Origin of the sequence: Pseudoalteromonas obscura, from assembly GCF_030135505.1 — a bacterium.
GTDB classification, from domain to species: domain Bacteria; phylum Pseudomonadota; class Gammaproteobacteria; order Enterobacterales; family Alteromonadaceae; genus Pseudoalteromonas; species Pseudoalteromonas obscura.
Map to the genome: position 1 here is coordinate 260,881 of NZ_JASJUT010000008.1, position 25,744 is coordinate 286,624.

The 25,744-nt window shown below is 42.5% G+C and carries 11 protein-coding genes; 7 read left to right on the forward strand and 4 right to left on the reverse strand.

The annotated features are described in order from the left end of the window. The first annotated feature begins 509 nt into the window (after positions 1-509). The 7 genes from QNM18_RS18240 (at position 510) to QNM18_RS18270 (ending at position 9,503) form a co-directional block, all read left to right on the forward strand. Positions 510-806, forward strand: a complete 297-nt coding sequence (locus QNM18_RS18240; RefSeq protein ID WP_284138071.1) for a hypothetical protein — start codon at positions 510-512, stop codon at positions 804-806. A gap of 329 nt (positions 807-1,135) precedes the next feature. After that, positions 1,136-1,453: a hypothetical protein gene (locus QNM18_RS18245; protein ID WP_023398189.1), complete on the forward strand. Its 318-nt coding sequence runs from the start codon at positions 1,136-1,138 to the stop codon at positions 1,451-1,453. 19 nt (positions 1,454-1,472) lie between these two features. Next, the gene (locus QNM18_RS18250; RefSeq protein ID WP_211008340.1) at positions 1,473-2,165 is read left to right on the forward strand and encodes a helix-turn-helix transcriptional regulator; all 693 of its coding nucleotides are present in this window, start codon (positions 1,473-1,475) and stop codon (positions 2,163-2,165) included. 277 nt (positions 2,166-2,442) lie between these two features. Beyond that, on the forward strand, positions 2,443-4,896 hold the full coding sequence (locus tag QNM18_RS18255; protein ID WP_284138072.1) for a TonB-dependent receptor: 2,454 nt from the start codon (positions 2,443-2,445) through the stop codon (positions 4,894-4,896). Positions 4,897-5,144: 248 nt separating this feature from the next. Beyond that, positions 5,145-5,771, forward strand: coding sequence for a hypothetical protein (locus QNM18_RS18260; protein ID WP_284138073.1), 627 nt, complete (start codon positions 5,145-5,147; stop codon positions 5,769-5,771). 261 nt (positions 5,772-6,032) lie between these two features. Then, the gene (locus tag QNM18_RS18265; protein ID WP_284138074.1) at positions 6,033-8,252 is read left to right on the forward strand and encodes a DUF6351 family protein; all 2,220 of its coding nucleotides are present in this window, start codon (positions 6,033-6,035) and stop codon (positions 8,250-8,252) included. Between the two features lie 498 nt (positions 8,253-8,750). After that, positions 8,751-9,503: a hypothetical protein gene (locus tag QNM18_RS18270; RefSeq protein WP_284138075.1), complete on the forward strand. Its 753-nt coding sequence runs from the start codon at positions 8,751-8,753 to the stop codon at positions 9,501-9,503. Positions 9,504-10,077: 574 nt separating this feature from the next. On the opposite strand, the gene QNM18_RS18275 is transcribed toward QNM18_RS18270, so the two are convergent. From QNM18_RS18275 to QNM18_RS18290, 4 genes are all read right to left on the reverse strand, one after another. After that, entirely contained in the window at positions 10,078-14,319 is a 4,242-nt protein-coding gene (locus tag QNM18_RS18275) for a collagen-like domain-containing protein (RefSeq protein WP_284138076.1), read from the reverse strand. Between the two features lie 29 nt (positions 14,320-14,348). Then, the gene (locus QNM18_RS18280) at positions 14,349-14,663 is read right to left on the reverse strand and encodes a hypothetical protein (RefSeq protein WP_211008335.1); all 315 of its coding nucleotides are present in this window, start codon (positions 14,661-14,663) and stop codon (positions 14,349-14,351) included. 81 nt (positions 14,664-14,744) lie between these two features. Then, positions 14,745-16,406 (reverse strand): DUF5957 family protein, encoded by a 1,662-nt coding sequence (locus QNM18_RS18285; protein ID WP_284138077.1) that lies wholly within the window; start codon positions 16,404-16,406, stop codon positions 14,745-14,747. 525 nt (positions 16,407-16,931) lie between these two features. Next, positions 16,932-25,622, reverse strand: coding sequence for a tandem-95 repeat protein (locus QNM18_RS18290; protein ID WP_284138078.1), 8,691 nt, complete (start codon positions 25,620-25,622; stop codon positions 16,932-16,934). Positions 25,623-25,744 lie beyond the last annotated feature (122 nt).

Genomic DNA, 25,744 nt, shown 5'->3' on the forward strand with positions numbered 1-25,744 from the left:
CCGGCTAAAACCTGCATCAGCTAGCCTCTTCCATACTCAATAGTTAACTTGTCGCCTGTACGGTGATTTGGATGCTTTCAGAGACCTTCCTGCTTTTTGAGCTGCTCTATTAAATTCATGACCATGCTTTTATCTTTTATTAGGCAATAAAAAATCCCGCATTTACGGGGCTTGTTTGATTAGATTCTAAATCGGTTCCTTAGGCCTAGACCTATAAGAAATATAAATATAAATGAGAGGAAGGCGTGCAAGTAGCTTAGTAAATTAAACCACCTTATTCGTTTGTCTTGAAAAAGTAACTCAAGCCCAACTTCTCTGGCGCTTTTTGATATTGATAAAAAGGGAGTGACGGTAGCGATGGATTGCTCTGTAGCTAGAGTATATTTGTCTACAGTTGTGAAAGACTCATTATTTGAGCTGTTTTATATGTAATAAGATGTAATAGAACCACAAAATTATACAAACTAAAGTTAGACAACTTATGAACTGGTTTCTTAAAGGATTCAAAAATGTCTAAAGAATATAAAGCCATTATTTCGAACAGATCTTTTCAACAAGAGCAATTTGTACTTTCCGATGGCAACGAGCCACCAGTGGTTTATGATAAAACCCAAAACGCAGTGCCAAGTGAGGCGACGTGTATTCTAAAAGCCCCCTGTCCTAATTTTGTTGTCAGCGTAACAAACTACAAAGGCGATCCAGACTTGGGAGATAGCATCAAAGTAGATGCGGAAAAAGGCCCTGTTGAAGTGATATTTGATGAAACACGAACCTTCACACTGTTTCCCTCATACAACCTTGCTTAAAAAAGTGTGGTGCACCGCTGTGGTGCGCCGCACTAACAACGTAGTTAGCGAATCAACTATAAAGGATCTATTTTTCTGACCGCAATAACCAAAGCTTTCTAACATTTAACGTTGGAAATCAGGCCTACTCTTTAAGCATGCCCAGACTGATATATTACAGTCATCAGATCTTATTCCTTGAGTTATTGCTGGGTTTAAACTGCGTGCACCTGTCACATTTATGGAGCAGTTACAGTATTCCCTTATTAAAACTCCAATGACACACTCCTGACAATAGCTGACACTCCTTTTTGCTTTAATTACTGCATCAACAACAAGGAGCAACTACCATGACTCAAAATATCATTGAAATTGTCACATTTAAGTTAAACTCAGGCGTCACTATCGAGCAGCTGTTAGAAAAGAGCGCGGCATTTGAGGAATTTGCCGAAAAGCAAAAGGGGTTTATTTATCGTTCGTTGGCCCAACAAGCAAATACTGATACATTCATCGATATTAGCTATTGGGAATGTATGGAAGACAACCAGCACATGCAACGTGCATTTGAAGAAGTTGAAGTGTGCAAAGCATTTTGTGCGCTGGTCGATAAAGAGTCTGTTGGCATTAGCCATCATGGGATACTACAGCAAAGTGAGTGTACTGCTTAATTAAACGAAGAGGTAAATTGTGCATAAATCAGAGCGACTATTTCAGCTGGTTAACCATTTAAAAGGACGTAAAGTGGCTGTCACAGCCAAGCAACTGGCTGACAGGTTAGCCGTGTCTGAGCGCACAATTTACCGCGATATTCAAAATCTACAAACATCAGGTGTACCCGTCGAGGGGGAAGCCGGGATTGGCTATCTTATCAAAGATTGTGATCTGCCGCCGATGATGTTCTCTCCTCAAGAGTTGCAAGCTTTACTCATCGGTAGCCGAATGCTGCAAGCTTGGACGGATCCACAACTAGCACAACAAGCGCACTCGGCCATCGCAAAAATCGAAGCGGTGTTGCCACCTCACTTAAAGCAACTAAGTGACAACCTGCCGTTTCTTGCAGTCGGTTTTACCCATGCTGAAAAAGATCAACATCACAGTCAAATGATACGCTCTGCCATCGAATCTAAGCACCAGCTTTGTTTGAGTTATCAAGATGCGAAAGGCCAGCCGAGTAACAGAACCATCGAGCCATTGGGCCTTGTTTACTGGGGCGGAAAATGGACAATCATTGCTTTTTGTTTATTGCGACAAGCGTATCGAGAATTCAGATTGGACAGAATAGATAGTCTTGAACAAATCGATGTGCAATTTGAGTTTGAGCAAACCAAAAGTATGGCTCATTACATTGAAATCGTCCGTTCAGAGCAATGCAAAACTTAAGTTGCTTAGTTTTTCTTCTTATAAGACCTGTCGCTGCCCCATTAAACAATGCAACAAAATTCACATCAAACACCAAAAACAAAACCATAAAAACACAATTTAAAACAATAAAAAAACCCAAAAACCACACAAAAAAAACAAATAAATAAATCGATAACAAACATTAACTTTAGCAACTTTTATTAAACGCAAATGAGAGTTGTTATCATTTGCCATCGCTGTTAGTATGCGCGCTCTCTGCGAATAAACAATCATATTGCGAAGTTTGGAGTGTAATATGCAATTCTCTCGTTCACTGAATTCAAAAAGTGTTCTGGCAACAGCTGTTAAAGTTGCTTTACTAGGTGGTGTTGTTGCATCAGCGCATGCTGCTGACAAAGCCCAAGACGATATTGAGCGCATCAGCGTTTATAACAAACATAACGCACTGATCTTAGAATCAGGTACTGCGACCAAATCAAACATGGCATTAATGCAAACACCTGCTGCTGTGGTTATTGTTGATAAGGATTTACTTGACTCTCAAACAGCAAATACGCTGCAAGATGCAATCAGAAACGTCAGTGGTTTTACTCAAGCTGGTAATAACTATGGTATCGGTGACAACCTTGCGATCCGTGGTCTAGGCGTAAACTACACTTATGACGGCATGTACGGCGGTGCAAGCCTTGGTAACAATTACAACCCAACTCGCTCTATGACAAACATTGAAAGCATGGAAGTACTTAAAGGTCCTGCAACAGGTCTTTACGGTATTGGTGCGGCAGGTGGTGTTGTCAACTTGATTGAGAAAAAGCCACAGTTTGAAGAAGCTTACGAAATCAGCACAAAAGTAGGCAGCTGGAACACATATGGCTTGATGCTTGATGCAACCAATGCCATTACTGACGACTTAGCATACCGTGTGGTCCTTAACCACGAGCGCAGTGATGGCTACCGTGATCTGCAACAGAACCGCGATGAAGTCTATGCGAGCCTTAAGTTTGAAGCGTCAAACGACCACTCTCTACTATTTTCAGCAGCCTATATAGATGATGCAGTTCAAGTAGACTCTGTTGGCGACCCTGTTCGTATCGTAAACTGGGATAGCATCAGTGGCGATCCAAGAAAGCTAACAGGTGCTGACTTACCAAATGAAAGTAAGTTTACTGACGAAAATGGTATTGTTGAATATTTAGGGATCCAACTTACCGACGCACAGCGTGAACAACTTGCTGCTTCTATTTCTACAAGTGATGGCCTTAGACCAATTGATTTAGGTGATACGAGTTTAGTGTCTCCGCTTTCAACGCCTAATGAAGGTAAAGAGTTGCGCTTTAAGCTTCGTCATGATTGGCACTTAGGTGAAGAGTCAACACTGACCCAGCAAGTGTTATGGCGTCAATATGATTCTGACTTAGTGCGTCAAACAGGTTCATACAACTATGTTTACTGGGAACGCTCAGGTAACATCAATGCAACACCACGAGCGCCGTTAGTCACAGAAGATGGTCAGTTGCATCCTTTTGCAGCACGTCGTCAAGAGTACCGCCGTGCAGTATCTGACGAACAAACTTGGCAGTATTTTGGTGATCTGCAAATTGGTTGGAACTTTGGTGATATCAGTGGTGAACATCTCATCAGTGCTAACTATGAAAACCGAGATATGTCATTCAAACAATGGTCTGCTTATGATGCCGATGGTAACAAATCAGGCAATGCCATTCCTTACATTTTAGATATCCGTAACCCTAACTGGGGTACTGGCGAATTTATGGATTACGATCCTATCGTAAGAAGTAATTATGATAAGTCACTGACTGCTTACGGTATTGGTGCACAGGAAGTTCTATATTTAACGGACGCATTAACTATGCGCGCCGGGGTCGCATACACCAAAATTGAGCAAAAATACCAGCATTTAGGTACGGCTCGCGCACAAGGAGTAGAGCCAGAAAACGATACAGATGACTCAGGTATGACTTACACATTTGGCGTTAACTACCAAGTAATCCCTGAGCTATCAGCGTTTATTAATGTCGGTAAAGGCCGTACTGCATTTGGTGTGCTTTCATCTATCAGTAACAATGTATCTGTACCAAATCCACCTGATTCAGAGTCAGAAACACTCGATATCGGTATTCGCTTTACCGCATTTGATGAAGACTTACTAGGTTCAATTGTCGTATTTGATACCAAACGTACAAACTTACGTTATGCAAATCCTGAATATGACGAGCAAAAAGGTCCTGAATTCAATGCCGGGATCCCTCGCTACAAATATGACAACAATGAAACAACCAAAGGTGTTGAGTTTGACTTAAACCTAGCGCTGGCTGAAGCATGGAAATTGAATGTCAATGCAACGTACCAAGATGCAGTGTCAATTCGTCATCAAGAGATAGATCCGGATAAAAGGGAAGCCCCCAAAAAAGGGATCCCTGAAAAAATGGCTGGCACATGGTTAACGCATACACTTCCTCAAGTGATGGGCGGAGAGCTAGAACTAAGCTTAGGCATGCAATACGTTGGAGAACGCACGGTAAACCACCCTTCTTTTGGTTTGCCGACAGCAAAAATCGACAGCTTCACACGTTGGGACATGTCTGCTGCATATTATTTAGACAGCGTCCACGTACAGCTTAACATTGAAAACTTAGCTGATGAAACTTACTACAGCAAAGCGCTGTTCTTAGGTGGTTTACCTGGTAACGAGCGCAACGCTAAATTGACTGTTAACTATCAGTTCTAATTAGCGACAATAAAAGGCGGTAAATTGCCGCCTTTTAACATTCCAGAAATCATAAAGTAATTTCGACTCACCTATAGCCTCTAAATAACGCTGTCTAAATTCCATTTTTCAATATTAATACCTTAATTACCAAGCCCCTGCTCAGCGCTAGCTACTTTTGGTCTATAAGTTGCTTAACTTACATCGTATTAATCCCGTCTTTGCCGCCTATCGGTAAAGTTTCTATTTCGCTTTCTAAAGGCACGGAAATGAATAGCATCTCAACGTTAAATCAAAATCGGATCTTTCAAACCCAGCAAAATACAGATCAGCAAAGCATTGATAAACACTCGAAATTTGCATCACTAATGCAAGACGTACTCAACCCCAAACCAACTACCACCGACCCCGACCATGTGATGCCTGTATCACTTAATACCAGTAATGAGGAAATATCGGAACAAGCCAAAGCCTACTACGAACGCGCACTTGAAAACGCTAAAAATAAGGTTGATCCAGATTTAGACGAACGCTCATACGCAATTCAGCTTTATCAAGAGGCGACAATCGGGATCATGGAGATGCCCATTGAAGTTGAGATAGAGCAGCATGAGATTAACGAAGCATTACTTTTCGGCAGTTTGGGCATCAACTTTTTGCAATATAAAGAGCTTGGTGTACGAATTGAAATGCTTGATCTGATGGAGCAAGACATAAACAACGCCACCGATCTGCGTGCTTCAGACAAAGAAAAGCTCACAGCAGTAATTGACGATAAACGCAGTATGCTTGAAATGCAGCGTGAAGAGATGCTGTCCGGCACCTATATTGAGGAAGAACAGGAGCACAGAAAATCACTTCAAAAACGATTTGATTCCATTGACTTTAGCAAATAGTCGCCTCATAAAAAGTTGCCACAGCCCGGCTGTAAAGTGGCAATTGCACAACCCAGTGACTCGCTGATCTGTTGTTAATTTTTATTGCACATCCAATTATTAGCTTCCACTTTATTGCCACTTTTATATTCATCCATGTTTAATAATACGCTGTTTTATATATTAATGTTTTCCGGTTTACCTTAAATAACAAACATATAACAACACATGTGACGGAGCAATTCTAAACTTATAAGTAGTGGTATGATCATAGAGGTGCGTATGATTAAAAAGTTCGTGTTGGCCGTCACTATTCTTGTCTTTGCAAGTTTTGCTTTTTGGCTATATCAGGACCTAACCAATGAAGACCGTAAATTTGCGGTGCAAAATAGTGCGCAAGCACACGCAAACCACTTACTGGACTTTAAAAGCCATATTTCTCAAATTAAAAGACCCAAAGAGTATTATCAGTTTCCAATACCTATCAACGGTATTGGGCCTAATACCAACTTATACTCTGGTCCCAATCAATACCCATTTTACTGTATGTCCCGAGACTCCTTACTTGGCCAGCCTGAAATAGACAATCATCAGGCACTCGGTATACCTGTATATAAAGATGATAAGATTATCGGATACAGTAAAGATTGTGGCGTCAAAACAAGAATTAAATACTACACATTGGTCAAAAACAACAATGTTTTTAAAGCTGTAAAAATAAACGATGTGAATACTGCAAAACAAACTAAAACGCCTTTATTCAGAGTCGAACAAGGAACCATTAATCGCTTTATCTATACGATTGTCATGCCCATTAAAAGCGTTGAAGTCGGTGATCGGCTCGCCAAAAGTAAATGGAATAAGCGCCTAGTTTATCAATTTAATGGTGGCTCAGGGATCGGGTTTAGACAAGGCCGACAAAAAGCGTCTCGAGTCATGACACGACAAGCGCAACAGTTGCTGGATGGCTATGCAGTTATTAGTTCAAGTGGCAATAAAACCAGTTATACCTATAACATGCTATTGGCAGAAGACACCGCGCGAAGAGTAAAAAAACAATTTACAAGCTTATATGGCAACCCCCTTTACACTGTTGGTGTAGGCGGTTCTGGCGGTGGATTAGCACAATACTTAATTGCGCAAAATAGCACAGGTATTCTGGATGGTTTAATTCCACTATACAGCTATCCAGACATGATCACCCAAACCGTTTACGCACTGGATTGCGATCTACTTAATAATTACTTCACCTTCAGAGCACAAGACAAAAAGGCTTGGCGCAACTGGGAGAGGCGCCGACTTATTGAGGGTATGAATGCCATCAACGGGTTCCCGCAAAAGGGCGGTTTTTTGCAGCCGATTAATCAGCTCATGTCTGGATTTGTGCCAAGCTTCCCCAAAGGCAGTAGTGAATGCATTAATGGCTACTTTGGCCTTTCCGCCTTTATAAACAATCCCAGACAAGGTTTTATTAGAGAACACTTTACACAATACGTTGTAGATCAGACTAACTGGAGTTATTGGCAAGACATGTCACATGTATTTGGTGTCGATGAGCATGGGCTTGGCCTCAGCACTTGGGACAATATTGGCGTTCAATATGGGTTAAATGCACTTAAGGACAAAAAAATTACGATTGATGAATTTTTACACCTCAATGCCAATATTGGTGCATGGAAGCCCCAACACCAAATGCAACAAGAAGAAATTGTCTTGCCACTCGGTCACAAGCTGCCAATCTGGCTCACTTTATGGGGTAACCACAATATTACCACTCCTATTAATGACATCGCACCGAGACATAGCGGTTCAATTGAAGCCATGCAACAGGCCTATCATTCCGGACAAGTGTTTATTGGCCAAATTGACATTCCTGTGATCGATGCGAGGCACTATCTGGAAAACGAATTAGATATGCACCATATGTCTGCCTCTTTCTATAGTCGTTTACGCATTGAGCAAGCACGCGGCCACAGCAAAAATCACATTATCTGGGTCGCGCACAAAGACTATAATCCGACTAAGCAAGCGTTCGATATGATGGACACTTGGTTAACCAAATTACAATCGTCGAGTAGTCAGGACGTGCTTGATGCGAAGCCAGATAATTTGGAAGACAGCTGCTTTGACCAAGATGGTTCTGTATTTGCTTCTGGCCAGGGCGTTTTTAATGGCAAATGGAATAATAATTTGGAAGGTGCGTGCCAAGCCCGTTTTCCTATGTTTAGTACAAGCAGAATTGAAGCTGGGGGTCATTGGGATGGTGCAATGTTCAAATGCCCACTTATGCCAGTGAAAAAAGCCATTGAAAGCGGTGTATACGGAGTCATTGATATGTCCTTATATATCGACGAATTACAGCGTATTTTTCCTCAAGGAGTATGTGACTACAATGGCGTTGATATGGGCATACCACGAGAATACATTTCGAGAAAAAACAATACCATGGAAGATAATGAGTTAGAGTCAAGTACAGTGTTATTGACACAAACAAGGAATTAGAATCTAGCCAGAAATACACGGAAAATGTGGAAACAATTGGTAAGGCGTGCAGATAGTAAATTATGAGTCAGGCAGGAACTTTTGTTTGTTCATCTATTTATCAACATCCATCATAAGTGGTGATCTCATCAAGATTGCCACAACGTGAGTAGCTGGTCACAAAAAATACAGAAACGCATTTATTGGTTGAGATCTGCAACAAAATTACCTAACCGATAAACCTAAAGTACCAATATGGTTTTATAACCATATGTAAATTCGCATGTTTTATGCTTTTAATATTGCTAAATGCAAAAATCCATTTTATATTCATATTGTTCCAATAAAGTGAACTAGATTTTTACCTGAACATGGAAGTTCAACTTAACTTCTCTGCATAACATCTCAAAAGCGATTAAATACACAACACATTTAATTTGTTTAAAATTGTTATATTGTATTTTAGTTTAATTAAAAGAATACTAATATTAGGTACACTTTTTTATCGCGGGTACCAAAATGAAAATAAAATCGTACGCAGCTATACCTCTTCTACTTTTAGCAGGATGCTCCACTGATACCACAGAATCTAAGAATGTCGAAACAGAATCCATCTGGGCCGATATATATGTTACATCACAAGGCAACGATAGCCGTGTTATTGCTGAGCTCAATGTCAGCAGCAGACATGGCAGTAATATTAAGCTGACTGGCAGAGACAGGCTAGAGGCCAATGCCGCAGGTGTTACCAAGGAATTAAAAAGAGACGATGATTTTTTTGATATTGATTATCGTGCTGTGTTCAATATTTCCGAAGAAGGCACTAGATATGTAGTGACCCTGACGAGAGATTCATTTGGCGACGCGCTAAAGACCACGCTGATTATGCCAAAGCCATTTACGATTATTACCCCTCAAGAAAACCAATCTTTTCATAAAACAGATACACTTGAAGTTAGTTGGTCAGATAACAAACAAAATAATACCCAACTTGATGCAAAACTTACAATAAGATGCAAAAAGAATGATGGTAATGAGGCCAGTGTTGTTGAAAATTATATTGATACCAATGATGACGGCAGCTTAAGTATAGACTTAGCGTCGCTTGAAGGTCTAAATGACTCTGTGCTCAATACTAAAAAGTCATGTGAAGGTGAAGTATTCATGGAGCGCTTTAACCACGGTACTCTAGATAGTCGATTCGCTGACAGCAGTCGAGCGCGAGCAATTCAACAACGTTATTCTAAAAAGTTTGAAGTTCGCATAAATTAGGAATGGCTATGACCATAAACAGCCTGATCTGACATTTTACTTTTCAAATAAAGTTACCAGTTTAATTAAAGTCTCTTATACAAACCAAACTGGTAACTCCAATGGCTCTTGCTATCCGCCTGTGATTAAACACAAAATCTGCTTACTCAACTTCACCTCAGTATAAAGACGTATGACTGAGTTTATTTAACTGTTGCTTGCAAGTAAAAAAACCTGCCGTGATAAAGCTGCACTCAATCAAAGCCATAGAGTAACCAAGGTAAGAAATCGAGTTAGTCATTGTTGCATATGCTATGCAACTCCAAAGAGGTCAGGCTTCAAAGCAGATTTGGATGGTTCACAAGAATAATGAATAAATGAGCGACTCCATCAAGGTAAAACCTGCTGTCGCAGAACACCGATGGAAACGCTCTTTATTAGTAAAGCAGTTTGGACTGAAAAGAACCTAAGTTAGAACTGACCTTACAACTACCCATTTTAAAACTGGTTATCGTTAGTTCAGTTCTAACTATCGACCAATTCCCACCAGTCCAAAAAGCCTATTCAATGAATAAGCTTTTACTGTTAATGGTATTTAATATTGAACGCAGTACAATCTCGCCTGTTGGTCACAAGTTTGATTCGAATGGGATCTCCACGTTGAGTCTGTGCTATCCACATTACCAATCATAGCACCATCTCGAACATACATATCCCAAGCGCCATATCTTGAAGAAAACCCGCCACATGCTTGCCAGTTATGTCTCGCGCCTGACGAGACCATGTTTGTCCACGCATAACCACTAACTTGATTACCATTTTCATCAAGGTTAATTGGAACGTCCAGGCTAGTCATTTGTGAAAACGAAGTCAAATTCGCTGCGGCTACTTTAAGATCAGGGCGGTAATAAGTAACCCCACTGTTGAAAAAGTATCCACTACTTGAATAGTTTCCAAGTATTATCGCTCGATAATTCCCTTTCGGTAGCAAATTACTCGCATTAGCGGCCGCTTTACACTTAGAATCTGCACCCAAGGTACCTCCCAAATCGGCGGTGTATGTCTGACTAGTAGCAAATATGAACTTCAAATCAGCCGGAGCGGTCCCTTCTAAAAATACAGTCCAATAATCTGTATGTGAATTTGGTCTGATCCCCTGATCATTAGGTACATCTTTCAATGCAATATACATGTGACCAGTAAATGGGAACCTTGTTAACTCACCCGCTTCATATGAATGCGATTCTGTCCATGTGATTTTCGCTGGGTTGTACTTCATGACATGTAAAACGGCATTATCAACATCAGTTTGGTTAGCTTTTCCTGCCAATGCGGTATCCATATCCGCCTTGTTAGCTTTCAGGCCAAGCGCTGTATCTACCGTTGTTTGATTTGCTTTACCCGCCAAAGCCGAATCCACATCCGCCTTATTTGCTTTCAACGCAAGTGCATTATTTACAGCTGTTTGATTGGCTTTACCTGCCAAAGCTGAATCCATATCTGCCTTATTAGCTTTCAACGCAAGTGCATTATTTACAGCTGTTTGATTGGCTTTTCCTGCTAATGCTGTATTTACGTCCACTTTATTGGCTTTCAGACCAAGTGCTGTATCTACTGCTGTTTGATTGGCTTTGCCTGCTAATGCCGTATCCATGTCCGATTTGTTGGCTTTCAGACCAAGCGCTGTATCTACTGCTGTTTGATTGGCTTTGCCTGCCAATGCCGTATCCATGTCCGCTTTGTTGGCTTTCAGACCAAGCGCTGTATCTACTGCTGTTTGATTGGCTTTGCCTGCCAATGCCGTATCAAAGGTCGCTTTGTCCACTTTAGTTTCAAGTAAGCCTGTTACCGTAATGCTGTCTGCTTTTGATTCTAAGCCAGAAGTGAATTCAGCTTTTGTCACATACACGGTCATATCTGGTAAATCAGCTTTTAGTGCAAACTGAGACTCATCATAACTTGCGCCTTTCGCAAGTAACTGCCACGGCTGCTGCAGATTACCCTGAGGGTCTGTCGGAGGTACAGCTACTGTGTTTTGCGTTGCAATATATGCACTTCCCATATATGTGATCACATCGCCTGCAACAAACTCTGTAACTAAATTATAACCGCCAGCAATAAACTGAATACCAGTATCACCTTTAGATGCAAATAACACCCATTGTGCTGATCCGTCTTTCGGTGATAAGTTTGCTTGCTCACCAGCTGGGATAGCAACTTTTGCAATGTAAGCACTACCTTCAAAGGTAACAACGTCATCAACTGAATAAGCGGCAGTTGAAGACCAAGCACCTACGACTTGTAGGCCTTTATCACCCTTTTGGCCTTTTTCACCAGGTTCGCCCTTTTCACCTTTTTCGCCATCTTTACCATTGGCACCATCTTTACCATTTAGGCCGTTAGCTCCATCTTGGCCTTTTTCACCAGGTTCGCCCTTTTCACCTTTTTCGCCCGGTGCACCTGGAGCTCCCGGTGTTCCTGGTTCACCTTTTTCACCTGGTGCACCCTTTTCACCATCTAGACCATCTTTACCGGCTAAACCCGAGCCAACGCCATTAAACAATAGCAGCCAACTGTTGTTAGTATTTGATGGTGGAAGGTTTGGCTCGTCACCCTCAACTACAGCCGCGATGACTAGTCGAGCAACATAAGCGTTATTTTCATGAACAACAACATCGTCAACTTGATAGCCTTCTGTCGCACTCCAGCTTCCTTTGATACTTAAGCCGCGATCACCTTTATCGCCTTTGTCCCCTTTGTCCCCTTTTTCACCTTGAATACCCTGAATACCTTGGTCACCTTTTTCTCCTTGAATACCCTGAATACCTTGTGCACCAGGATCTCCTTTGTCACCCTTCAGGCCTTGTAGACCTTGGTCACCTTTTTCACCTTGGATACCTTGCGCACCAGGAAGACCTTGAATACCTTGAATACCTTGCTCACCTTTGTCACCTTTTTCACCAGCAGCACCAGGTTCACCAGGAAGGCCTTGAATACCCTGTTCACCCTTAGCTCCGTCTAGGCCATCTTTACCTGCCAGACCTGAACCCACACCATTAAATAATAACAACCAACTATTATTGGTGTTAGAAGGTGGTAAATTAGGTTCATTTCCTTCAACCACCGCAGAAACTGCGATTCTGGCGACATAGGCATTGTTCGCGTGTACAACAATATCATCTACGTTATAAGCCTCTGTTGCACTCCAATTGCCTTTGATGACAAGACCACGATCACCCTTATCACCTTTGTCACCCTTATCACCTTTATCGCCTTGAATACCCTGAGTACCCTGAATACCCTGCTCGCCTTGTTCACCTTTCTCACCGCGAAGACCTTGGATACCTTGAATACCTTGAATACCTTGAAGACCGGTATCACCTTTGTCACCTTTTAAGCCTTGTAAGCCTTGGTCACCTTTCTCACCAGAGATACCTTGAGCACCTGCTTCGCCTTTGTCACCCTTGTCGCCTTTATCACCTTGCAGACCTTTTTCACCTTGGGAACCAGCGTCGCCTTTTTCACCTTGCAGGCCTCTTTCACCTTGAAGTCCTTGCTCACCTTTAGCGATAAGCAAAGTCCAAACTCCTGGTGAGGCGATCGGTGCTAAATTGATGCCTCCTTCAGCTGGTGCAGCTACCTCAACAATAGAAATATATACACTGCCTTCAAAAGAAACTACATCGTCGATAGCATATGCTGCACTGCCACTCCACTCACCTCTGACTTGCAAGCCTCGGTCACCTTTTTCGCCTTGGACACCTTGAACGCCTTGTTCACCTTGAATACCTTGCTCGCCTTTTTCACCGGGCACACCTTGGATACCTTGTTCACCTTGGATCCCCTGAATACCTTGAATACCCTGGATGCCCTGCTCACCTTTTTCGCCCTTTTCGCCTTTCTCACCAGCAGTGCCAGGCGCACCCTGTTCACCAGGCAGACCTTGAATACCTTGCTCACCTTGCTCGCCCTGAGCGCCTTGCTCACCTTTAGCGACTAATAAACTCCACACATTTGGCGCTGATACCGGGTCTAGATTTGTCTGTTCATCTTCTGGCGCACTTATCGCAGCTACCGCAATATAGATACTCCCACCAAAAGAAACGACGTCATCCACTGCATATGCCGAAGTGTCACTCCACGCACCTTTTACCTGAAGGCCTTTATCACCCTTTTCCCCTTGGGCCCCGGTATCACCTTTTTCACCCTTTTCACCTGGGGCGCCTGTGTCACCTTTTTCGCCAGGTGCACCAGTATCACCTTTTTCACCTTGCGCACCAGGTTGCCCATCAGCACCATCTTTACCATCAGCACCATCTTTACCATCAACGCCGTCTTTACCATTAATGCCGTCAATACCATCCGCACCGCGCAGCCCTGTTGTGTCTCCTTTCCATTGACCATTTTCGTCAATAATCACGTTACCACCGACTGAGACCGATGTAGCATCAACTTCACCTTCAACTTTACTGGCGATATCTGCGTAATAAGCACTTGGCGCTGTATCAATGCTCAAACGCGGTGACATTTCTGAATCATCACCGACTGTGATCCCAAGCTCTAGGTCTTTGTTTTTAAATACTGCTGCATCAATCGCATTGTTTTGGCCAAGTCTGATTGAGTATGCACCGTCGACTACTTCAACATTTTCTGTCGACTCCCAAACAACCTGATCTTGTGAGTACAACTTAAACGTCATTGAAACCGTGCCGTTCACAGCTTCCTGAGTATTTGAATTAGTTAATGTACCTTGATGGTTAAGCTGAGCGGCAATTGCAGGCGCAGACATAGCGCTCACAGCTGCAAGGGCAACTGCTATCGCATTTTTAGTAAACATATATTCCCTTTATTTATTCTTTAATTTAATTAGTTCGTTGCGGCATTCGACAAGCTATAGTTTTCAGAGCTTGCTTTTTTAGTAACAATAGAGACTGTCGCGGCTAAATCATGTGCACCTGAAGTTGTTTCCTGGATGCGGCTGCTACCTAATTTAGATTGCTTCACAGTATGATCTGCGACTCCTTTATCGGGGTCTGGATTCGGTTTTGGATCCGGTTTTGGGTCCGGTTGAACAACAGGTTGGTTGCCTGCGTCATTTGACGCTTTATCACCACTACCGCCACATCCTGAAACGCTAAGACAAGCGAGTAGCGTCAGGGCGAGATAATGTAATTTATTCATTTTCGTTGTTTTCCTTTAATAAAATAACGTTCATCAATGAACTCGGTACTTTTGAAAGTGAGGGTGTATTAGTTTTGCTATTTATTCTCGTACCTTCCCTCCCGTGTTTACTGATAAAGCTTGATTATTGTGTGGGTTTATCTCTAAAGCGCGCGCTTTATACGCTTCAGCTTTATCATTAAGCCCAATTTGAGCAGCAACCTCGGCAGCTCGAATTAACATATATAAATTGTAAGGATATAGTTCTATTGCATGCTCTAAGCTTTTTAACGCTTTTTCTTCGTTACGCTCCATTATCAAATACAGTTCAAACAATCTTAGTGCCGCAAAATAATCATAAGGATTCACTTCAAGTGCATGCTTCACCCTATCTGTTTCACCTAGGCGGTACCCTGTAGTCGACAAATTTCCTGATATTGTTTTTAAGGTAGACAAATAGCCTAAAATTATGATTATCGGTAGATATAGAAGAACGGGTTTTATTTCCAAACTAACAGTTCTGGAAAAGTAGTTATTTCCTCTCAAAAGCATAAGCGAGAATAAAAAAATCGAAAAAAACAAACTTGCAGGAGTTAAAAATACAGAGCTAAACATAGAATGGAAGTACAAGGAGAATACAGCCATAAAGATCCAAGCATCTACGTAATCCCCTTTCAACAAATTTACAAACGCCTGAACGAAAATAAAGCCAAAAATTACTAAAAATAGAGAGCCACCTATAAACCCAAGTTCACTGTAGAATTTTAACAATATGTTATAAGGTGTTTTCAATATACTTAGCTCAGTAATATAAGGAGAAGAGTTTTCTGTGCCCGCTTTTGCGTATTTCTGGTGAATTAATTCAAAGCTGTTTACGCCGACTCCATGCGGATTGTCCTTGATCATATCTAATGTATTCAAAAACAAATCCTCTCTTCCAGTGTCCAATGACTGAATCGATTTAAACTGCCTTTCCAGTTTTGATAAACCCAACTCATCAATAGCGTTAAAACTCACTATCGCGCACAAAAATGCAACTGAAATTGAAAAATACTTAATAGGTATTTTTTTTGTTTTGAGCAAAATAGTACATATGACCACTATTTCTCCCAGCAACAGCCCTAGGATAGTGCCCCGAATGTTTGACTCAACCAACAAGTGCATTAGAAATGCCAAACTGATAAGGCCACACAGCAAATGAGGGAAAGATTTACGCTTACTGTAAATAGATAAAACCAGTATTGGGATCCAGATATTTAATACATGACCTAGGTAATTCACAAACCCTATTGGAGAGAAGTTTTGGCTTGAATAAGGAATGTCTAACCAATATCTTTCGTAAATCGTAGCAGCGCTAAAAAATATAGAAGTATATAGAACGCTATCAGTTAGTATGCCAAATAGCTTTTCTTTAGAGAAAGAAGAAACGATTATATGTATCGATAAGGTATAAGCTAAAAACCTGCAGATAAACAACAGGGATTCAAACGTGTTTGGAGCCCAAGCTAAAGAAACAAGCATGTATAAAACTAACATGCTAATTGTTACACCTATTAAATTAAGCTTAACAGCGTTGCAAGAGCGGATAGCATATATAAAAACAAGAGTACAAAAAACGTCAAAAGCCATCCATTTAGGATGATTATATTGGTAGTAAAAACCCTCATAATACGCAACCGAAATTACACATGAAAATATAATTACGAGGGTTTTTAAAGCTACTGAATTCGATAAGTATGAACTATCAAAAAGAGCAGAACTCATATATCGGCGCATTAATTCCATTTAAAAACATCAGACCACTTTAAATTAAGTGAGTTTATACACTTTAGTGAAATTAAGATCAACAAAAAACAAATTAATCGTCGTTTATATTAATCTTTTCATTGCCAATATAAGATGTGAAAAATACTACCCAAGACATACTACAAATAATAAAAGAACAAAAACCGCACACCGCCCACAAAAACACCCCAAAAAATTTACACCGATAACAAAATCAACACATAATATTAGATTATTCTTATTGATGCTTATTCAACAACCTAGAGAAAGAACTCAAACTCTTAGATACTTAAGTGAGCCGATGCAAACGATTAAACTAATACTGGGGCTGTAACCTTTAACAATTTTATGTAACATTAATTACATATAAGCACCGTCATTGATCGATTTTAAACAAGAGGTAGGAGAAATTCTGACACTCAGAATTAGCATGATACTTAAGCTGGAAAATGCAATTAAAATTAGACTGTCAGTGAGCGATTGCTCTCTGACAGTCTAGTTAACTTAAAATTGTACTCCGACAAACAACGAAAAATCACTGATGTTGTTTTCACTAATATCAAAGTAACGATATTGAACTCCTACCTCAAGGCGTTGATTGAACTTATATCCCAACTCAGCCCCCATAAAAGCATTTGTTTCACCCGCTTCATAACTTTGCAAAAAACGATTATCTCGCGTGCTGTTTATCTTGTATTCCCAGTCAAATGCACCAACAAATACTTCGCTTGAAATATTATTCCAGGTAAACAAATCGTAGTTGACCTGCACAGTAAACCCTTCAGGTAAAACGGGTGCTATGCGCGACACCGCAATATGAGCCTCGGCTGGAGACAAACTCGTTCCTTCAAAATCAACTCGCCCTTGTCCTAAATCAACATACCCAATACCAACATGCCAACTCGGTAATAGCTCGTAATAGCTACTAACTGACCACGATTCACTTGTATCGTCCACATTCTTTATTTGTAAACCGGAGTTATTATTATCAACTCTATCACTGGCTCTCGCTTCGCCTAAAGTCCCCTTTAAAGTCCAGCTATCTGCATACGCAGTGTTAGAAAGTAAACAACTCATTGAAACCAAAGCAAAGCTAGGTAATATTGCTTTTCGTCTTCGTATTATTAACGCAGAAAGTATCACTATTAGGCCTCCTCCTAGGCTACCTGACGATTTATTTTCAATATTGACAGCTTTGTACGCAGTTACCGTCACCTGCGCCATCCCTTGAGATATTGCCCCTTTGCTATCCACAACTGTGTAAGTAACGATATCGACACCTTCAAAACCGGATCTGGGTGTATAGGTTAATGTCCCATCATCATTGATGCTTACGGCGCCATTTTGCGCAATCGCTTCTATGATAGAAAACGTATCACCATCTACGTCAAAGTCATTGTCAAGTACATTGATGGTTATTGCAGCCCTATCTGTTGTCGAAGCTTGGTCAAGCTGAGTCCTTGGTGCTGAATTCACCGCTAAATTAACTGTAACTGTGCTACTTGCTGTACCTCCTTGGCCGTCAGTAATACTGTATTGAATTGTGGCTAATCCCACAAATGTCAGTGGCGGAGTATAAATCAGCTTATTGTCTTCAATTGTAACCACGCCAAAATCGACTGAGGCACTCGTAATAGTCAGAGCATCTCCATCGCCATCTGAATCATTCGCCAACACATCAATTTGAATTGATTGACCAGCCCCTACTGTTAACTCATCAGATATCGCAACTGGTAGATTATTGCCGTTGCTGATCACCGCGACACCTCCTGGATCAATAATACTACCATTGGCAATGCCATCATCGTCATTTGGGCCACCATCCACAATTTGTAGTTTTACGCACCAATGCCCCTCAGTTAAGCCAGCTTGCCACACATCACTACCCGGAGGAGCACAATAGCCAGGCTCTCCTAATGACGAAAATATTTTATTTTGCTCATCAACTGCAAAATCAACCCACTGGGTGCCTTTCAACTTGCGGTATACAGCATTGACTGGTATCGGATTGCGCTGCGGAATAACAATGCTATAACTGTCTCCAGCTTGAGGAAGGCCAACAGCGATAAAATCAAATAGGCCACCTATATTTGTTGCCACATCATCCGCTTGAACTTCTTCTGGTAGCAACTGCACTCCACCGGTACTATTTTGCGCAATAGTCACTCCTTTTCGAATACATACGCCCGGCTCGCCTTCAATTAAAAATTGCGAAGACTCAGTCACCTGCTCTTGCATAACGTTACAATCGGTGATTGCATCTTGGTAATCGGGAATACCATCATTATCAGAATCTGTGTGACCTTCTTCGTTGTCTGGGATCAGGTCTCCATCTGTATCTTGGCCAGTCAAAACTGCCAATTCGGGGACCACTTCTAGATATATTTGAGCGGTGCTTGAAAGACTTGGCTGCCCATTATCCAATGCCGTAATCGAAACACCATAAACACCTGTTGTCAGCGCCTGTGGGGAAAATACAAATTCATTTTCGACAGTGCTGATATTTTGTAGTTCGGTATTTAACGGTACCCACTGCAATGAAACTGTATCGCCTAAGTTAGGATCTGTAACCTGTGCGGAAATAGTTACTAACTGTTCATTGGCAGTCACAGTGGTACGTCGCTCATTATTTTGAGAGGCACTTAATTCGATATCAGGTGCGACATTATCTTCAACAATGGTAATTTGCGTGGTGAATTTGGCTCCTCTATTTAACGTTTCATCCAACGTCACAATAATGGATTCGTTACCTTCGCTTTGCCCGTCTTCAAAAATATTGAATGTGATATGTCCTTCGATGCCCGAATTGATGGTGATTGAACCATCGGATAATGTATGGTCTGCGCTCGTTGCAGATCCAGAAATTGTATAAGGCACTTCCACAGGGTATTGAGCAGCCTCTCCATTTAAATAAACGCCTAAAGTAAAGCTCTGGCCTTCTGAAAGCTGAACATCTTTAGCCAAAGAAATTAACGGGTTGACGAATACATTCTGAGTTGCAAATGTACTCAAGCCATTGCCGTCCTCAGCTCTCCAAGTGGCAAGGTGCCGGCCAGGAGGGAACAACACGTTATTGTCGACGAGTGACACACCAATCACGTTGCCATTGCTGTCGGTAGCAGTGGCGTTCCCCAGGTTCACTTTGGTAAACAATGCGGTTGCGTCTACATTCACATCAGCCGGTACGGTGATTGAGGGTGGCGTGCCCTGTGCATCATTTCTATTTACCGTAAGCTCAGCTATCGCGCGACTTATCTCCCCCACTTCATCTTTAACAACATACTCGATAATAACGACACCATTGAAAGAAGCTTCTGGTGTATAAATAAGCTCACTTCCTTGGACCTGCACATTGCCCACTGAAGCCTGTGCACTCAACAGGGTAAGTGAATCGCCAATATCAACATCACTGTCGTTATTCAAAACAGCCAAGCGGTAAGTTCCAGTAGCCTCATCAAAGGTTTCTTCAGAATAGCGGTCATCTTGCGCCTGAGGTGCGTCATTGACATTGTCTATCGTCATCACAACAGTCGCAATATTAGACAACGCCCCAGCTTTATCCCTGACAGTGTAAGTGAAGCTATCATTGCCCACTTCATTTGTGCTGGCACTGTAGACGATACGGCCTAAGCTATCGATGGTCGTTTGCCCTTTTGTCGGCGACGTGACTACGGTCACAGTTGATACATCAAGTTCATTGTTACCATCTACATCTAGGTCATTACCTAAGACATTGACGGCAAAAACCCCCTCTTCATCAAGCGATGCAGTATCGTCAGTGGCTACTGGAGCATCGTTGACCGCGTCTATTGTGAGTGTGACAGTGGCTGGTAAAGAGCTTAACCCTTCACTGTCAGTTAAAGTATATGTGAAATTAAACTGACCATTTTGATCTTGTACAGGGTCGATTTGCAAGCGGCCATCAGCCAATATTGATACGATTGCAAAATCAAACGTTCCGTCATTTTGCAATGTGATATTCGCGCCATTGAAACCCGCATCTTCGACATCATTATCATTACTCAATACGCTTAGAGTGACTTGTGTATCTTCTAGTGTATTAATACTGTCATCAGTCGCAATTGGCGCATCGTTCACTTGACCAATATTGATAGAAACACTGCCCAATTCAGATACTGTGCCATTGCTATCAGCTATGGTGTAAGTAAAACTGTCAGCCCCTTCTTCATTTTCAAACGGCGTATAATTTATGGCTCCTGCTGCGTTGTTAACTACTGCACTTCCTTTGACGGGCTGTGCTACCAGTGCTATCGCGCCGGTGGGAATGCCATCTTCAACATCTGTTGCAAATGCTCTTACATTGATACTTGTTTGCTGTGCATCTTCTTCAATATTTGCATTGATCGCTTGTACCTGAGGCCTATCATTTACGGGGGAAATGACGATCGATACCGTCGCTTTCTCCGAGTTATTTGACGTTTGATCAGATACAATATAGGTAAATAGGTCAGAGCCATTTACATCTAAGTTGGGCGTGTAAGTCGCTACACCATTTTCAATTGAAACAGCACCAATTGTTGGCTGATCAACTACGATTGCCGAAGAGGCCACGATATCCCCTTCAGGATCCGAGTCATTGTCCAGCAAGTTGATGGTAACTGCCGTGTCTTCATTCGTTTGCGCATTGTCGTCTTGCACGATAGGTGCTTCAGAAACTGGCGCAATTGAAATACTTGCGGTGACAACATTTGACAATGTCCCAAAGCTGTCTTGAATTCGGTAAGTGAAGTTATCGTTTTGTGTTTCGCTATCATCGTGCTGATATGTGAAACTACCATCAGCATTGATAGTAAGTGTGCCGAATGACGGCTGACTGATATCAACAATTGATAGAAAATCGGCGCTATCAAGGTCATCGTCAAATACAAAGTTACTGCTGAGTAAGCCATTGCTAGCATCAACACCTAATGATCCACCTTCATTGACGTTGAAACTACGGTTAAGACCGACAGGTGAGTCATTGGTATTATTGACCGCAATGTCAAAGGCCGCCAATGTCGCTGACGCTTGGCCATCACTCACTGACACCGTAATGTTTGTATAATTACCGACATCAGGATCTTGTGGTGTACCTGTGAGTGCGCCTGTTGAAGGGTTAAAGCTAGCCCAAGCAGGCGCATTTTGAACACTGAAACTCAACGTATCGCCATCAACATCGGCCGCTACAGGCGTAAAGCTATACGCACTGTCTTCGTCCACAGATGTTAATGGAACACCGCCAATAGTCGGCGCATCGTTGGTATTATTTACTGTAATTGAAAACGCAGTTAGTGAAGTCGAAAGCTCCCCATCAGATACGCTGATCACAATATTGTTATACACTCCAACATGGCTATTCTCTGGAATGCCTGTTAACGCCCCTGTTGCGGTATTAAAACTAAGCCAGTTTGGCCTATTTTCAATCGTGAACGACAGAGCATCACCATCTTTATCGCCTGCGGTTGGCACAAAATTATATGTGCTGTCTTCGTTTACCTGCTCACTCGGCGTACCCGATATTTCCGGTGCGTCATTGATGTTATTAATGGTGATATTGACCGTCGCAAGGTCGGAGTCAATTTGTCCATCATTGACTTTAAACGTAAAGCTATCCTCGCCAAAGTCGTTTAGATTACCCGTGTAGGTCACAACATTATTACTGAGTAGGTAAGTCCCCCTATTTGGTTCACCTACAATTTGATAGGTCAGGCTGTCATTATCGATATCCTGAGCACTCAAAGTAATAGCAATGGCAGTTTCTTCATCCACATTAACTTGTTGACTTGTCACCGTTGGTTGGTCATTAATGGGATTTACGGTCAAGGTTACACTGGCAGCTTCAGAGTCGTCAGTGCCATCATTAGCTACAAAGGTGAAATTATCGCCACCATTAAAATCTGACGTTGGGGTATATAACCAAGTTGTACCTGACTGCTGTACTAATGTACCGTTGGAGACACCCGTTAAAATTCGGTAACTCAGTGAATCATTTTCTTGGTCCGTGGCATTTAACGTCACAACTATGCTGGCATCTTCATCTAAACTAAGGGCTTGCGCTTGTGCCACTGGAGCGTCGTTGACAGGGGTCACTGTCATAGTGACTATTGCTTTGTTCGATGTTGCTCCCGCTGTATCTTGAACTGTGTAAGTAAATGAATCGTCACCAAAGTAATGCTCATTAGGTGTATAGACGATAGCGCCTTGTGCGTTTGCAACTGCCTGACCGAATTGAGGTTGGTCAATAACCGTAACACTTGATAGATTAAAGCTGTCATTATCATCAACATCAGTATCGTTACCCAGAACATTGACTTCAAAAGACCCTTCTTCTTGCAAGCTCGCCGTATTGTCGTTCGCCACTGGCGCATCATTGACCGGTGTAAGCGTCACGTTGACTGTCGCCGGATCTGACACTAACCCTTCGCTATCGGTCAGTGTATAGTTAAACGTAAGCACACCGTTTTGATCTGCAACAGGTGCAATACTTAACTGCCCATCGGCTTGAATCGTGACCACCGCTTTTGCGTAATTTCCTGCGCCATTTCCTTGATCTTCAAGTGTAATGTTGGCGCCATTAAAGCCTTGATCTTCAACATCGCTATCGTTGGATAGAATTGATAACGTAGTGCTGACATCCTCGTTGGTCGTCACGCTATCTCCAACAGCTACTGGTTTATCATTTATTGCACCTATGTTGACCGTAACGGTCATTGGTGCAGACACGTCGCCAGCACTATCTGCCACGGTATACGTAAAGCTGTCTGCGCCCGTTTGATTTGCGCTTGGTTGATAAGTAAATGTCCCTTGCAGTTGATCAATTGCCACCGAACCTTTGGCAGGCTGTGAAGCTATTGCTAAATCTCCCGTAGGAATGCCATCTTCAATATCCGTGGTTTGAGCACGCACCTGAAGCGGATCTGAATCGGTATCTTCGGAAGTATTGATCACCAACTCTTTTGCCACTGGAAGGTCATTTTGAGCAGTAATAGTCACCGATACTGTTGCAGTGTTAGAAGTGTTTTGTTGTGCATCTTTTACCGCATAGGTAAACGAATCACTTCCATTCTCATCGCTATTTGGCGAATATGTTGCAACGCCGTTTAATATGGTGACTGTGCCTTTTGTTGGGGCTGTGATCACAGTTGCTGACGATGCTACGATATCCTGCTCAGGGTCGCTATCATTGGCCAGCAGATCTAAAGTTCCTGAATTGTCCTCTGTCACTGTAAGTACGTCATTAACAGCCGTAGGCGCATCTGCGACAGGCGTTACCGTAATGGATACCGTGTAGGTTTCAGAAACTGAATTGGATGCGTCTTTGACTCGGAAAGTAAACTGATCTGCGTGGTTTTCACTTCCATCATGTTGATAGGTAAAGCTACCGTCTGTGTTCAGCGTTAACTGACCAAATGACGGGGCTGAAACCTGCTCTACTATTAATGTATCGCCACTATCAGTATCGTCATCGGTTGCCGTACTCAACAAGCCCGCCTGTGCGCTAATACTTAGCAGCCCCGCTTCTTCTGTAGAAAAACTAAAGGCTGTGCCATTCGGTGCATCATTGACATTGGTTACTTCAAGATTAAAGCTCGTCAAGGAGGCTGTATCCGTTCCATCACTCACGGAGATCAAAATACCATTGTATTGACCTACATCTGAATCCGCTGGGGTACCAGAAAGGCTTCCTGTGCCCGAATTGAAGGTTAGCCAATTGGGTAAATTTGTAACGCTATAGGTATGTGTGTCTTGTTCATCAGGGTCAACCAGAGTTGGGGTAAAGCTATATGCTTGTCCTTGCGCAATGGAATTCGCAGGATCCCCACTAAGTGTTGGTGCCACATTGTATTTTTTGGTAACTGTATCAGAGATAAGGCTAGCACTGTTCCCAGCCGCATCAGTGATAATCACCGCTAACGTCAAAGTACCTTCTGCTAAGTTACTGACATTAACCGCAGACACCTGAGCCGTAGCAGCATTAATATTCCCATTACCCGTAACAGACTGATTATTTGAGTCTGTTACGCTGTAGGTAAACGTGCCTGCCCCCTCTAAACCAGTTAACGTAAAACTCAATGCAGATTCATTGTCACGGTTGATCAATGTCTGATCGATATCTACTGCATGCCCACTAGGAATGCTGGTATCAACACTCAAGATCAACTGTTGTGCAGCTGTATTGGCATTACCTGCACTATCTGTAAATTTACTCGCATTAATGTCTAAAGTAGCATTGGCTTCTGTATTTTCGTTAGGCGTAAACACAACACTATATTGCGTACCAGAACTTGCCGAAAAATTACTTAGGGTGCCACCGGATACACTGATGTCTTCGACAGAAAAATCATTGCTGGTTTCGCTTAATGTAATTGAAACAGTCGCCGTTTCTCCGACTTTAAGCGTAGGATCAGAGGCGCTGAACGTCGTTACCATTGGGCTTGTAGTATCTAACGTGCTGCTGGCGGTCACTGCTGTGGCGGCATTGCCCGCGGTGTCCGTTAAAGTTACGGATAAAGTCAGCGTACCGTCGTTTAGGGCGCTTAAATCCAAGTTGGATAACTGCTGACTGGCTGACGTCACGGTACCATTGCCCGTCACCGCTGTGCCACCATTGCTGCTCGAAATGGTGTAGCTGTATGTTGCGCCCACTTCTGCGCTACTAAAGGTAAAGGACGCCGCTGTTTTTTCGGTGTTTGAATACAAGCTATCGTCGAATGCCACACCGTGACCGCTCGGTGCTTTGGTATCTACCGTGATTGGCAACTGGGTCGCGGCCGTATTGTTATTGCCCGCTGCATCGGTGAATGTATCGGCTGCAATGTCCAAGGTGGCATTGCTTTGTGAGTCCGCTGTTGGAGTAAATAACACGCTATATTGGGTGCTGGACGTCGCGCTAAAGTTACTCAGTGTGCCCCCTGACACACTGATATCCGACTCACTAAAGGTGGTACTGGCTTCACTCAGCACAATACTGATGGTCGCCGTTTCGCCCGCTTTTAAATTGCTATCTGAGGCACTAAATGTCGTTACCGTTGGCTTGGTTGTATCCAAACTGGCCGTATCCGTTACAGCAGTGGCCACATTACTCGCACTGTCAGTCACCGTCACCGATAAGGTTAATGTCCCGTCATTTAAGCCACTGATATCCGCGATATTCACCGTTTGGCTGGCACTGGTAATATTGCCATTGCCCGTCACAGCCGTTCCACCATTGCTGCTATTGAGGGTATAACTGTAGGTTGCACCGACCTCTGCACTGCTGAAACTAAAGCTGGCAGATCCCGTTTCCGTACTGTTATAGCTGGTGTCATTCAGGGTCA

Coding starts and splice junctions, on each gene's coding strand:
- QNM18_RS18260 (WP_284138073.1), top strand. CDS start 5,145: ATGAATAGCATCTCAACGTTAAATCAAAATCGGATCTTTCAAACCCAG.
- QNM18_RS18255 (WP_284138072.1), top strand. CDS start 2,443: ATGCAATTCTCTCGTTCACTGAATTCAAAAAGTGTTCTGGCAACAGCT.
- QNM18_RS18280 (WP_211008335.1), bottom strand. CDS start 14,663: ATGAATAAATTACATTATCTCGCCCTGACGCTACTCGCTTGTCTTAGC.
- QNM18_RS18265 (WP_284138074.1), top strand. CDS start 6,033: ATGATTAAAAAGTTCGTGTTGGCCGTCACTATTCTTGTCTTTGCAAGT.
- QNM18_RS18285 (WP_284138077.1), bottom strand. CDS start 16,406: ATGAGTTCTGCTCTTTTTGATAGTTCATACTTATCGAATTCAGTAGCT.
- QNM18_RS18245 (WP_023398189.1), top strand. CDS start 1,136: ATGACTCAAAATATCATTGAAATTGTCACATTTAAGTTAAACTCAGGC.
- QNM18_RS18275 (WP_284138076.1), bottom strand. CDS start 14,319: ATGTTTACTAAAAATGCGATAGCAGTTGCCCTTGCAGCTGTGAGCGCT.
- QNM18_RS18240 (WP_284138071.1), top strand. CDS start 510: ATGTCTAAAGAATATAAAGCCATTATTTCGAACAGATCTTTTCAACAA.
- QNM18_RS18270 (WP_284138075.1), top strand. CDS start 8,751: ATGAAAATAAAATCGTACGCAGCTATACCTCTTCTACTTTTAGCAGGA.